11 protein-coding genes are annotated in these 12,642 nt (G+C 70.4%); 5 read left to right on the top strand and 6 right to left on the bottom strand.

Annotated features, from left to right (window positions below; all coding sequences use genetic code 11):
• Positions 1 to 5: 5 nt before the first annotated feature.
• Positions 6 to 1,253: a polyamine ABC transporter substrate-binding protein gene (locus ACWC91_RS14575; protein WP_225079339.1), complete on the bottom strand. Its 1,248-nt coding sequence runs from the start codon at positions 1,251 to 1,253 to the stop codon at positions 6 to 8.
• Positions 1,254 to 1,300: 47 nt separating this feature from the next.
• Positions 1,301 to 2,836 carry a gamma-aminobutyraldehyde dehydrogenase gene (locus ACWC91_RS14570; RefSeq protein ID WP_225079340.1) on the bottom strand — a complete coding sequence of 512 codons (1,536 nt, stop codon included), beginning with the start codon at positions 2,834 to 2,836 and terminating at the stop codon, positions 1,301 to 1,303.
• A 211-nt stretch (positions 2,837 to 3,047) separates the two neighbouring features.
• Between ACWC91_RS14570 and ACWC91_RS14565 the strand changes: the two genes are divergently transcribed.
• A complete protein-coding gene (locus ACWC91_RS14565) occupies positions 3,048 to 3,617 on the top strand; it encodes an NADAR family protein (protein WP_281154293.1) in 570 nt (189 codons plus the stop codon).
• A gap of 125 nt (positions 3,618 to 3,742) precedes the next feature.
• Here the strand turns inward: ACWC91_RS14565 and ACWC91_RS14560 are convergent, their stop codons facing one another.
• On the bottom strand, positions 3,743 to 4,444 hold the full coding sequence (locus tag ACWC91_RS14560; protein ID WP_225079342.1) for a DUF4190 domain-containing protein: 702 nt from the start codon (positions 4,442 to 4,444) through the stop codon (positions 3,743 to 3,745).
• A 131-nt stretch (positions 4,445 to 4,575) separates the two neighbouring features.
• On the opposite strand from ACWC91_RS14560, the gene ACWC91_RS14555 reads away from it, so the two are divergent.
• Positions 4,576 to 5,739, top strand: coding sequence for an adenosine deaminase (locus ACWC91_RS14555; RefSeq protein WP_225079343.1), 1,164 nt, complete (start codon positions 4,576 to 4,578; stop codon positions 5,737 to 5,739).
• 29 nt (positions 5,740 to 5,768) lie between these two features.
• Positions 5,769 to 6,467, top strand: coding sequence for a glycerophosphodiester phosphodiesterase (locus ACWC91_RS14550; RefSeq protein ID WP_225079344.1), 699 nt, complete (start codon positions 5,769 to 5,771; stop codon positions 6,465 to 6,467).
• 433 nt (positions 6,468 to 6,900) lie between these two features.
• On the opposite strand, the gene ACWC91_RS14545 is transcribed toward ACWC91_RS14550, so the two are convergent.
• The 3 genes from ACWC91_RS14545 to ACWC91_RS14535 form a co-directional block, all read right to left on the bottom strand.
• The gene (locus ACWC91_RS14545) at positions 6,901 to 7,452 is read right to left on the bottom strand and encodes an HXXEE domain-containing protein (RefSeq protein WP_450642432.1); all 552 of its coding nucleotides are present in this window, start codon (positions 7,450 to 7,452) and stop codon (positions 6,901 to 6,903) included.
• Between the two features lie 13 nt (positions 7,453 to 7,465).
• A complete protein-coding gene (locus ACWC91_RS14540) occupies positions 7,466 to 8,656 on the bottom strand; it encodes an ABC transporter substrate-binding protein (protein ID WP_281154296.1) in 1,191 nt (396 codons plus the stop codon).
• A 281-nt stretch (positions 8,657 to 8,937) separates the two neighbouring features.
• The gene (locus ACWC91_RS14535) at positions 8,938 to 10,377 is read right to left on the bottom strand and encodes a gamma-aminobutyraldehyde dehydrogenase (RefSeq protein ID WP_450642434.1); all 1,440 of its coding nucleotides are present in this window, start codon (positions 10,375 to 10,377) and stop codon (positions 8,938 to 8,940) included.
• 171 nt (positions 10,378 to 10,548) lie between these two features.
• Here ACWC91_RS14535 and ACWC91_RS14530 point away from each other — a divergent pair, with 171 nt between their 5' ends.
• Both ACWC91_RS14530 and ACWC91_RS14525 read left to right on the top strand, forming a co-directional pair.
• Positions 10,549 to 11,067, top strand: coding sequence for an Lrp/AsnC family transcriptional regulator (locus ACWC91_RS14530; protein WP_141357882.1), 519 nt, complete (start codon positions 10,549 to 10,551; stop codon positions 11,065 to 11,067).
• Positions 11,052 to 12,431, top strand: coding sequence for an aspartate aminotransferase family protein (locus ACWC91_RS14525; RefSeq protein WP_225079348.1), 1,380 nt, complete (start codon positions 11,052 to 11,054; stop codon positions 12,429 to 12,431). Before ACWC91_RS14530 ends, ACWC91_RS14525 begins: the two co-directional genes overlap by 16 nt.
• Positions 12,432 to 12,642 lie beyond the last annotated feature (211 nt).

Genomic DNA, 12,642 nt, shown 5'->3' with positions numbered 1-12,642 from the left:
TGTCGTCACGCCCCTGTGAGCTTCGCGAACTTCGCTTCGTAGACCGCCTCTTCCTTGTCGCTCAGGGCGCGGAAGGAACGGGACTTGGCCACCATGTCCTTGGTGGGGATGATCAGCGGGTTCTCCGCCGCCGACTTGTCGATCTTGGCCAGCTCCGCCTGTGCTCCGTCGACGGGACTGATGAAGGCGGTGTAGGCGCAGAGCTGTGCGGCCGTCAGGGGCCGGAAGTAGAAGTCGATCAGCCGCTCGGCGTTCGCCTTGTGACGGGCCCCGCGGGGAACCAGCAAGTTGTCGGTGGCCGTCGTGAACCCGGCTTCCGGAATGATGTAGTCGACGTCGGCACTGTCCGCCTGGAGCTGGACGATGTCACCGCCCCAGGCGAGGCATACGGCGACGTCGCCCTTGGTCAGGTCAGACGTGTAGTCGTTGCCCGTGAAGCGGCGTATCTGCCCCTTGTCGACGGCCTTCTGCAGGCGCGCGATCGCCGCGTCGTAGTCGTCGTCGGTGAACTTCGCCGGGTCCTTGCCCATGTCGATCAGCGTCATGCCCATGGTGTCGCGCATCTCCGACAGGAAGGCGACCCGGCCCTTGAGCTTGGGGTTGTCCAGCATGTCGGAGATCGACTTCACCTCGATGCCGTCGAGCGCCTTCTTGTTGTAGGCGATGACGTTCGAGACACCCTGCCACGGATAGGAGTAGGCGCGCCCCGGGTCCCAGTCCGGGCTGCGGAACTGCTCGGACAGGTTGGCGAAGGCGTGCGGCAGGTTCGCCGGGTCCAGCTTCTCCACCCAGCCGAGGCGGATCATCCGCGCGGCCAGCCAGTCGGTGAGGACGATGAGGTCACGGCCGGTGTCCTGGCCGGCGGCGAGCTCCGGCTTGACCTTGCCGAAGAACTCGTTGTTGTCGTTGATGTCCTCGTTGTACTTGACCTTGATGCCGGTCTGCTGGGTGAACGTGTCGAGCGTGGGGTGCTTCTTTCCACTGTCGTCGACGTCGATGTACACGGGCCAGTTGGAGAAGTTGACGGTCTTCTCCTTGGCCGAGTGGTCCTCCGCGGAGGTGCCACCCTGTGCCTGGCCGGCCGGGGGGATCCCGCAGGCGCTCAGCGCCCCGAGTCCCCCGACCGCGAGCGCGCCGCCCGCCGAGGCGCGCAGCATCGAGCGTCGGCTGAAGGAGGCCCTGCCGTTGCGGAAGCTGCGCCGCACGGCGGCCAGCTGGGCCGGGGTGAGGCGGTCGGGCTCGTACTGCTCCATGCGCGTGGTGCCCTTTCGGGAAGGCCTGGTTCAAGGCCTGGTCGTTGCTATCGGTCCCCGAAGATCGTGCGGTGCCAGTCCTTGCGGGCCACCGCCGTGTTGTCGAACATGACGTGCTTGATCTGCGTATATTCCTCGAACGAGTACGAGGACATGTCCTTGCCGAAGCCGGACTGCTTATAACCGCCGTGCGGCATCTCGCTGATGATCGGAATGTGGTCGTTGACCCACACGCACCCCGCCTTGATCTCCCGCGTCGCGCGGTTGGCCCGGTAGACGTCACGGCTCCAAGCCGAGGCCGCCAGACCGTACGGAGTGTCGTTGGCCAGCCGAATCCCCTCATCATCACTGTCGAACGGCAGAACGACCAGCACCGGACCGAAGATCTCCGACTGGACGATCTCGCTGTCCTGCGCGGCGTCCGCGACGAGGGTGGGGCGATAGTACGCCCCGTTCTTCAGTTCGCCCTGGGGAGCCTCGCCGCCGGTGACCACGCGCGCGTAGGCACGCGCCCGGTCGACGAAACCGGCCACGCGGTCGCGGTGCACGTGCGAGATCAGCGGGCCGAGGTCGGTGCCGGGGGCGAACGGGTCGCCCAGCCGTACGGTCGCCATCAGGGCGGCCGTCCGCTCGACGAACTCCTCGTACAGGGGGCGCTGCACGTACGCGCGCGTGGCGGCCGTGCAGTCCTGCCCGGTGTTGATGAGCGCGCCCGCGACCGCGCCGTTGACGGCGGCCTCCGGATCGGCGTCGTCGAACACCACGAAGGGCGCCTTGCCACCGAGTTCCAGGTGCAGCCGCTTGACGTTCGCGGTGGCGATCTCGGCGACACGCTTGCCGACGGCGGTGGAGCCGGTGAAGGACGTCATGGCCACGTCCGGGTGGCCGATCAGGTGCTCGCCGGCCACCTTGCCGGTGCCGGTGACGATGTTGATCACGCCGTCCGGGATGCCCGCGTCGGTGGCGGCCTGGGCGAACATCAGCGCGGTCAGCGGGGTCAGCTCGGCCGGCTTGAGCACGATGGTGTTGCCGGCTGCGACGGCCGGGAGGATCTTCCAGGCGGCCATCTGGAGGGGGTAGTTCCAGGGCGCGATGGAGCCGACGACCCCGATGGGCTCACGGCGGACGTAGGACGTGTGGTCGCCGGAGAACTCGCCGGCCGCCTGTCCCTGGAGATGCCGGGCGGCACCCGCGAAGAAGGCCGCGTTGTCGATCGTGCCCGGCACGTCGAACTCGCGGGTCAGCTTCAGCGGCTTGCCGCACTGGAGGGACTCGGCGCGGGCGAAGTCCTCCGCCCGGTCGGCGAGCACGGCCGCGAAGCGGTGCAGCGCGTCCGAGCGGTCGCCGGGCGTGGCGCCCGCCCAGCCGGGGAACGCCTCGCGCGCGGCGGCCACCGCGGCGTCGACGTCCTCGGGACCGGCCAGTTCGTACGTGTAGACCTCCTCGCCGGTGGCAGGGTCGACGACCGCGTGGCTGCGGCCCGAGGTGCCCTTGGTCAGCCTTCCGGCGATGTACTGCGCACCGTCAGCGAAACGGTCCTGCGCCGGGAATCGGTCCGGGGTGGCGGTGCCCGGGTTGTGCATGTCGCTCTCCTCCGCCGTTGCCCCTCGGTCACCGAGGGCAGGTGGCGTAGCTCCAGCTCGATTTGAGTGCCGATCCTGACAGAGCCCAGGGACTCCAACAAGTGATTCCGTTGTTGCCTTTTGGTTACGCGACGGAATCTGTCGACCAGGTGTCGAGTAGGCACGGAAAAGGCAGGACGGTGTGTCCGTGGTGCGTGCCACACTCGCGTGCATGGGGAACATCGACTCCTGGCAGGCTCTGACCAGGGAAGTCCGCGCGGGGACCCGAGTGCGCTACCTGTACTTCTGGGGGCATCGGCCGCACCCGGACGGCCGGGTCGGCGCGAGCTGTCTGAGTCAGTGGTGGCCGTCGCCGTTCACGGTGGACGAGGTGCCGTACGCGACCGCGGAGCACTGGATGATGGCAGGCAAGGCGCGGCTGTTCGGGGACGCGGAGGCGGAGCGGCGGGTACTGGCCGCGCGGCATCCGGCGGAGGCCAAGACGGCGGGGCGGCTCGTACGCGGCTTCGACGAGGACGTGTGGGAGCGGGAGCGGTTCCGGATCGTGGTGGAGGGCGGCGTCCACAAGTTCGCCGCCCACCCCGTGCTGCGGGAGTTCCTGCTGGCCACGGGCGACCGTGTGCTGGTGGAGGCCAGCCCGGTGGACCGGATATGGGGCATCGGACTGGCCGCCGGCGACGAGGCGGCGGCCGATCCGGAGCGCTGGCGGGGGCCGAACCTGCTGGGCTTCGCGCTGATGGAGGCGCGCGAACGGCTGCGGGCCGGCACGCGGGCGAGCTGAGCGGCCCGCGCGGACTGCGGGCCGGGCTGGCGGCGGCGTGCGGACCGGGCTGGCGGCGGCGTGCGGACCGGGTGGAGCCAGGTGGGGCAGCACCGGCCCGCACCGAGTGCGGGCCGGCCCCGGTGTCAGCGGTCGGTCAGTACGGTCACGGCCGGCAGGGGGGCGCGGGCGCCCTCGTCCCAGGAGCTGTCCGAGACCTCGACGTTGTTGACGTAGAAGACGCCGATGATCAGCAGGACGATCGTGGCGAGGCCGAGGACGATGCCGATGATTCCCGTGATCAGCCCGGCCTGGGCCTGGCCGTGGTTGTTGGCCTCGCCGCGTACGGCCTTCCGGCGGCCCTTGACGCCGAAGATCACGGCGAGGACGCCGAGCACCACCCCGAAGATGCCGTAGAAGCAGAACATGGTGCAGGACAGGATGCCGAGCACCATCGCGGCGGTGCCCATCCCGTTCTGCGGGGGCATCGGCATGCCGGGCCAGCCCTGGCCCGCTCCCGGATAGGCGGGGTAGCCGTACCCGCCGGGTACGGGACCGGTGGGCACGCCCGGACCGGTGGGAGCGACGGGCGGCGGCGGCACGGCGGAGTCCGCGGTGGGGCCGCCGTAGCCGGGCGGCGGGAAACCGGCCCCCGGCATCGAGACCATCGTCTCCTGGTCGTGCACGGAGGGCGGGGGAAAGGCAGGCGGGGCGAAGCCGGGCGCCTGCTCGGGCCCGGGCGACTGCGCCCGGTCGGACGTGTTCTTCTCCAGAGAAGGCCTGCTGCCGGGCGGCGCCCATGGATCCTCGGCTCCCGCGCCCCCGCCGGCCTGCGTTCCGTCCGTCATCTCGTCGTCTCCCCCTCGATCGATCGCCCCGCCATGCTAAGGCCTCGTCGGCGCAGGCGGGCCGCCGGGCCGGGCGGCACCGCCCCCGGTCGGGAACGCGGCCCGCGGCCACGGCGAGGCATGCGCCTACGATGACGGTGCTCACCGATCAGCCGATCACCCGCGCCGCGCCCGCAGGGCCCGCGGCGCCCTTCCCGGGGAGGGACCCGTTGACCGACCAGCACGCACCCCGTGACCCGCACGCACTGCTCGACCCGCACGCGCCGCGCGACCGGCACGCCTTCATCGCCGGACTGCCCAAGGCCGAACTGCACGTGCACCACGTCGGGTCCGCCTCCCCCCGGATCGTCTCCGAGCTGGCCGCCCGCCACCCCGACTCCAAGGTGCCCACCGACCCCGAGGCCCTGGCCGACTACTTCACCTTCACGGACTTCGCCCACTTCATCGAGGTGTACCTGTCCGTCGTGGACCTGATCCGCACCCCGGAGGACGTCCGGCTGCTGACCTACGAGGTGGCCCGCGACCTGGCCCGGCAGCAGGTGCGCTACGCGGAGCTCACCATCACGCCGTTCTCCTCCACCCGGCGCGGCATCGACGAGCGCGCCTTCATGGACGCGATCGAGGACGCCCGCAAGGCGGCCGAGGCCGAGTTCGGGACCGTACTGCGCTGGTGCTTCGACATCCCCGGTGAGGCCGGTCTCGAATCGGCCGAGGAGACCATCCGGCTCGCCACCGACGACCGGCTGCGCCCCGAGGGCCTGGTGTCGTTCGGGCTCGGCGGGCCGGAGATCGGCGTACCGCGGCCCCAGTTCAAGCCCTACTTCGACCGGGCCATCGCCGCCGGGCTGCGCTCCGTCCCGCACGCGGGCGAGACCACCGGGCCCGAGACGGTGTGGGACGCGCTGACCGAGCTGCGCGCCGAGCGCATCGGCCACGGCACCAGCTCCGCCCTGGACCCGAAGCTGCTCGCCCACCTCGCCGAGCACCGCATCCCGCTGGAGGTCTGCCCCACCTCCAACATCGCCACCCGGGCCGTGCGCACCATGGAGGAACACCCCATCAAGGAGTTCGTCCGCGCCGGGGTGCTCGTCACGGTCAACTCCGACGACCCGCCCATGTTCGGCACCGACCTCAGCAACGAGTACGCCGTGGCCGGCCGGCTGCTCGACCTCGACGAGCGGGGCCTGGCCGAGCTGGCCAAGAACGCGGTGCACGCCTCCTTCCTGGACGCGGCCGGCAAGGCGAGCATCGTGGAGGAGATCGACGCCTACACCGCGCGGTGGCTCGCGCCCTGAGCGGGACACGGCGGGACACAATGGGGCCCATGCAGACCGTGACCGCCGTGGCGCACCGCGGCGACCCCTACCGCTTCCGCGAGAACACCGTCGACTCGCTGCGCTCCGCGTTCGTACAGGGCGCGGACGCGGTCGAGATCGACGTACGGCTGACCCGGGACGGTGTTCCGGTGCTGCTGCACGACGAGTCGCTGAAGCGGCTGTGGGCCCACGACCGGCCGCTGCACGCGCTGTCCGCGGCAGAGCTGCGCGACCTGACGGACGGCCGGGTGCCCACGCTGGAGGACGCGCTCGCCGCGACGGGCACCGGCCGGGTGATGATCGACCTGCCGGGCCCGGCCCGCCCGCGGGCGGTGCGGCGGATCGTCGGCGTGGTCGCCGCGTGCGGGGCGCGGGACCGCGTGTACTACTGCGCGGGCGCCGAGGCCATGCTCGCGGTGCGCGCCGCCGACCCGGCCGCCGAGATCGCGCTGACCTGGACGAGCCTGGCGCACCCGCGGGCCGGGCTGCTGGAGGCGGTGCGGCCACGGTGGCTGAACTACCGGTTCACCCTGGTGGACCGGGACCTGGCCGCCCGCGTCCACCGCGACGGCTACCTGCTGTCCGTCTGGACCCCCGACACCCGCCGCTCCCTGCGCCGTCTCCTCGACCTCGGCGCCGACTCCATCACGACCAACCGCGTCGACCTGCTGCACACCCTGCGCACCGCGCAGACCGCGGCACCGTAGGACCTCTCGTTCGGATCATGCCGGGCTCCCTGATCCGGCCCCATCCAGACGCAGGACGCCAGGGACGGGCCCCGACAACCCCCCGGTACGGTCCGGCACTTGCTCCGGGACGCCTCGGGGGCGAGTGCCCTCCCCGGCGACGATCCGCCCGGCGCCGCACGCCTGAAGGGTGTTCGGCACCAGCCCGCCGAGCATCTTCCGGAAATGTTCACGGTCCCGGCGGGCATCGAGGGCGCCGCCTACAGCGCGGGCCTCCAGCGCTTCGAGCACGGCGGCCGGGTCTGCTGGATCAAGTCCGGCGCCCGCTACGGCTACAGCGCCCTGCTCGGCGTGACCCGCTACCTGAGCCGCACCCTCGTCCCCTCGGTCAACTCCACCGACGCCCAGGGCGAGTCGATGAACCCGGTGGCCGAACGCATCGCGACGGCGGCACTCAGGTGGCGGACCGTCCGCCCAGCAGCCGGTGGGCCGCCGCGTGCGATGCCACCGCGGCCACGCCCGCGAGGCCCAGGCCGAGGACCAGGTCGCGGGGACGCGTGGGGCGCAGGACACCGACGCGGCGCAGACGGGCGCGGGCCCAGAGGGTGAAGGGGACGACCACAACGGGCGAGGTCGCGGAGCCGGGGGTGTACCCGCGCACCGCGGCGGCCTGGGCCAGGTGGACCAGGCCGTGCAGCCCGAAGGCGTTCAGCGCTGTCTGGTAGAACTCGGAACGGCCGCCGGTCGCCCGGCCCGAGGCGGACGCGGCGGCGACGATGGCGCCCATCATCCCCACGGCCACCGCGAATTCACGCGCGTCCACGGACCCGAGTCGCCGCCACACCGCCTCCGGCACCCCCGGGAAGCGCTCCCGCAGCACCGGTACGCCGCGCCGCTGCCAGCCCGGCACGGCGGCCAACTCCTCCACGTCGTGCAGGGCCCAGGCCGCCAGCAGCCCGAACGTGACGGCGGGGCCCACCAGTTGGTCGCTTTGCGTGTGCGTCACGCAGTCGAGTCTGCTACAGACCCACGATGGCGTTCCAGCGCTTGGCGAAGTCCACGCGCTCCTCGGAGGACATGTCGCGGGCGATGGCGAGGCGCTCGCGCATGGTGGCGTCGGGGAAGATCAGCGGGTTCTCGGCGAGTTCGGCGGTGTCCTGGTCCTTGGAGTCGGCGAGCACGGCCTGGGCCGCCGGGACGGGGCAGACGTAGTTGACCCAGGTGGCGAGCTCCGCGGCCACCTCGGGGTCGTAGTAGTAGTCGATCAGGCGCTCCGCGTTGGCCTTGTGGCCGGCCCGGTTGGGGATCATCCAGGAGTCCGACCACAGTTCCGCGCCCTCCTCGGGCACGACGAAGCGGATGTCGGGGTTGTCCGCCTGGAGCTGGATCACATCGCCCGAGTAGGCCTGACAGGCCAGGACGTCCCCACTGACCAGGTCCTTGGTGTAGTCGTTGCCGGTGAAGCGGCGGATGTGGCCCTTGCGGACCTGCCGCTCCACCTGGTCGCAGACCTTGTCGAAGTCCTGCGTCCGCCACTTGGTGATGTCCACGCCGTTGGCCTGCATCAGCAGGGCGAACGCCTCGTCCAGGCCGGACAGCAGGGTGACCCGGCCCTTGAGGTCGCTCGCCCACAGGTCGGAGACCTGGCGTATCTCGCGGCCGAGCTTGCGGCGGTTGTAGGCGATGCCGGTGATGCCCGACTGGTACGGCATCGTGTACTTGCGTCCCGGGTCGAAGGCGGGGTCGCGCAGCAGCGGGTCGAGATACTTGGCCACCTGCGGCTGACGGGCGCGGTCCATCTCCTGCACCCAGCCCAGCCGGACGAACCGCGCGCACAGCCAGTCGCTGATCACGATGAGATCGCGGCCCGGGTCCTGATGGTTCATCAGGGACGGGCTGATCTTGCCGAAGAACTCGTCGTTGTCGTTGATCTCCTCGACGTAGTCGACGGCGATGCCCGTCTGCTTCTCGAAGGCCTCCAGGGTGGGCCGCTTGTTCGGGTTCTTGTCGTCGGTGTCGATGTAGAGCGGCCAGTTCGCCCAGGTCAGCCGGTGATCGGTGGCGGAGATGTCCGGGATGGCGCGGTCACCGGGCTGGACGTACGCGGCGGGCACCCCGCAGCCGGCGAGCGCACCGAGCGCGGCCGTGCCGCCCAGGGCACGCAACAGGGAGCGGCGGGAGAGCGGGGGCGTCTTCGGAGTCTTGGGCACCGGCCCAGGATGCCGCTCGTGTCCGCGGCCGGACAATGGACGCAGCGTCGAACACGCCGGGAGGGAGCCGACACCTTGTCGATCACGGCCCGGCCGCGGACACACCGCGTCGACCACGGCCGGCCCGGACACACCGCGTCGACCACCGCCCGGCCCCGCCCGGCCCCGGACACACCGCGGCCCCGGACGGTCCGTCCTCCGTCCGGGGCCGCGAGCGGGCGAGCCACGCGATCAGCGCGTCACGTGGTCAGTGACACGCGGTCAGTGACACGCGGTCGGCGTCACGCGTCGAGCGACGTCATGACGTGCTTGATCCGCGTGTAGTCCTCGAAGCCGTACGCCGACAGGTCCTTGCCGTAGCCGGACTTCTTGAAGCCGCCGTGCGGCATCTCGGCGACCAGTGGGATGTGGGTGTTGATCCACACGCAGCCGAAGTCGAGCTTCTTGGACATCCGCATGGCGCGGGAGTGGTCCTTGGTCCACACCGAGGAGGCCAGCGCGTACTCGACGCCGTTGGCCCACTCCACGGCCTGGTCCTCGTCCGAGAAGGACTGCACGGTGATGACCGGGCCGAAGACCTCCCTCTGGATGATCTCGTCGTCCTGCTTCAGGCCCGAGACGACGGTCGGGGCGTAGAAGTAGCCCTTGTCGCCGACCTGGTGGCCACCGGCCTCGACCTTGGCATGGGCGGGCAGCCGCTCGATGAAGCCGGCCACCTGCTTGAGCTGGTTGGGGTTGTTCAGCGGGCCGTACAGGACGTCCTCGTCGTCCGGTTGCCCGGTCTTGGTCTCGGCCGCGGCCTTGGCGAGCGCGGAGACGAACGCGTCGTGGATGGACTCGTGGACGAGGACGCGGGTGGCGGCCGTGCAGTCCTGGCCGGCGTTGAAGAAGCCGGCGACCGAGATGTCCTCGACGGCCTTGTCGATGTCGGTGTCCTCGAAGACCACGACCGGGGCCTTGCCGCCCAGCTCCAGGTGGACCCGCTTGAGGTCCTTGGAGGCCGACTCGGCGACCGACATGCCGGCGCGCACGGAACCGGTGATGGAGGCCATCGCCGGGGTCGGGTGCTCCACCATCAGACGGCCGGTGTCGCGGTCCCCGCAGATGACGTTGAAGACGCCCTTGGGCAGGACCGAGCCGATGATGTCGGCGATCAGGACCGTGGAGGCGGGGGTGGTGTCCGACGGCTTCAGGACGACCGTGTTGCCCGCGGCGAGGGCCGGGGCGAACTTCCACACGGCCATCATCATCGGGTAGTTCCATGGCGCGACCTGCGCGCAGACGCCGATCGGCTCACGGCGGATGATCGAGGTCAGCCCGCCCATGTACTCGCCGGCCGAGCGGCCTTCGAGCATCCGGGCCGCACCCGCGAAGAAGCGGATCTGGTCGACCATCGGCGGGATCTCCTCGGAGCGGGTCAGCCCGATCGGCTTGCCCGTGTTCTCCACCTCGGCCGCGATCAGTTCCTCGGCGCGCTCCTCGAAGGCGTCCGCGATCTTCAGCAGGGCCTTCTGGCGCTCCGCCGGGGTGGTGTCGCGCCAGCCCGGGAAGGCCGCGGCCGCGGCCGCCATGGCGGCGTCCACGTCCGCCTGCCCGGAAAGCGGCGCGGTCGCGTACGCCTCGCCCGTCACGGGGTTGACCACCTCGGTGGTCCGTCCGTCGGCGGCGTCCCGGAACTCACCGTCGATGTAGTTGCGCAGACGACGCAGCTCGGTGCTCACTGCCGGCCCTCCTGATCCTGTTCAAGATGTCCCATCGCTGAGGCACCCACCCTAGTCCGGAGGGCCACGTTTTCAACACCCCCGCCACCGCGAGTTCTGCGAAATCCGCACGTCTCGGTCTCGCAAACAACGAATTTCATCGCATCGGCCTTGCGGAACTGTCGATACGTCGTGCACAGTGAGGTCGTGCCCAGTCGAAGCGCAGAGCAGAGGGACTCCCGCGAGTCCAGGAACGGGAGCAGCCCGCACCTGGACGCCGTCTCCCTCGCCATCATCGAGCAGTTGCAGGAGGACGGCCGCCGTCCGTACGCCGCCATCGGCAAGGCCGTCGGCCTGTCCGAGGCGGCCGTGCGCCAGCGCGTCCAGAAGCTGCTCGACCAGGGCGTGATGCAGATCGTCGCCGTCACCGACCCGCTCACCGTGGGCTTCCGCCGGCAGGCGATGGTCGGGATCAACGTCGAGGGCGACACGGAGTCCGTGGCAGACGCGCTGACCGGCATGTCGGAAGTCGAGTACGTGGTGATGACCGCGGGCTCGTTCGACATCCTCGCCGAGATCGTCTGCGAGGACGACGACCAGCTGCTGGACGTCATCAACAAACGCATCCGGGCACTGCCCGGCGTGCGCTCCACCGAGAGCTTCGTCTACCTCAAGCTCAAGAAGCAGACCTACATGTGGGGAACCCGATAACCGTGAGCAAGGACCTCAGCCGTACCGCGTACGATCACCTGTGGATGCACTTCACCCGCATGTCCTCGTACGAGAACGCCCCCGTGCCGACGATCGTGCGCGGCGAGGGCACCTACATCTACGACGACAAGGGCAAGCGCTACCTCGACGGTCTCGCGGGTCTGTTCGTGGTCCAGGCCGGTCACGGCCGCACGGAGCTGGCCGAGACCGCGTTCAAGCAGGCGCAGGAGCTGGCGTTCTTCCCCGTCTGGTCCTACGCCCACCCCAAGGCCGTCGAGCTGGCCGAGCGCCTCGCGGACTACGCTCCGGGCGACCTGAACAAGGTCTTCTTCACCACCGGCGGCGGTGAGGCCGTCGAGACCGCCTGGAAGCTCGCCAAGCAGTACTTCAAGCTGACCGGCAAGCCCACCAAGCACAAGGTCATATCCCGTGCGGTCGCCTACCACGGCACCCCGCAGGGCGCCCTGTCCATCACCGGCCTGCCGGGCCTGAAGGCGCCGTTCGAGCCGCTGGTGCCGGGCGCGCACAAGGTCCCGAACACCAACATCTACCGCGCCCCGATCTTCGGCGACGACCCGGAGGCCTTCGGCCGCTGGGCCGCCGACCAGATCGAGCAGCAGATCCTCTTCGAGGGCCCGGACACGGTCGCCGCGGTCTTCCTGGAGCCGGTGCAGAACGCCGGCGGCTGCTTCCCGCCGCCGCCCGGATACTTCCAGCGGGTGCGCGAGATCTGCGACCAGTACGACGTGCTGCTCGTCTCCGACGAGGTCATCTGCGCCTTCGGCCGCCTGGGCACCATGTTCGCCTGTGACAAGTTCGGCTACGTGCCGGACATGATCACCTGCGCCAAGGGCATGACCTCGGGCTACTCCCCGATCGGCGCGTGCATCATCTCCGACCGCCTGGCCGAGCCCTTCTACAAGGGCGACAACACCTTCCTGCACGGCTACACCTTCGGCGGCCACCCGGTCTCGGCCGCGGTGGGCCTGGCCAACCTCGACCTGTTCGAGCGCGAGAACCTCACCCAGCACGTGCTGGACAACGAGGGCGCCTTCCTCTCCACCCTGGAGAAGCTGCACGACCTGCCGATCGTCGGCGACGTCCGCGGCAACGGCTTCTTCTACGGCATCGAGCTGGTGAAGGACAAGAACACCAAGGAGTCCTTCAACGACGAGGAGACCGAGCGCGTCCTGTACGGCTTCCTGTCCAAGGCGCTGTACGACAACGGCCTGTACTGCCGTGCCGACGACCGCGGCGACCCGGTCGTCCAGCTCGCCCCGCCGCTGATCTCCAACCAGGAGACCTTCGACGAGATCGAGCAGATCCTGCGCGCGACCCTATCGGAGGCGTGGACCAAGCTGTGACCGCGGCGGCCCGACCGCCGCGCGAAAGGCGCACACCTGCGATCAGCTGATCAACACCGGCCCCGGTGCCGTCCGTTCGAGTGGGAAACGGCGGCCCGGGGCCGTGTGCTGTCCGGGCTCTCCCCAGGCGCTGCCTAGCGTGCCCTTGACGCGTCACTCTGCGTCGGACCGGCCCCGTGACCCGAGGTCTTCACACTCGTTCGCCCGTACG

This window comes from Streptomyces sp. NPDC001204 (genome assembly GCF_053598035.1).
Note: the sequence above shows the minus strand (reverse complement) of the source record. Positions and strands in the feature narration are given on the sequence as shown.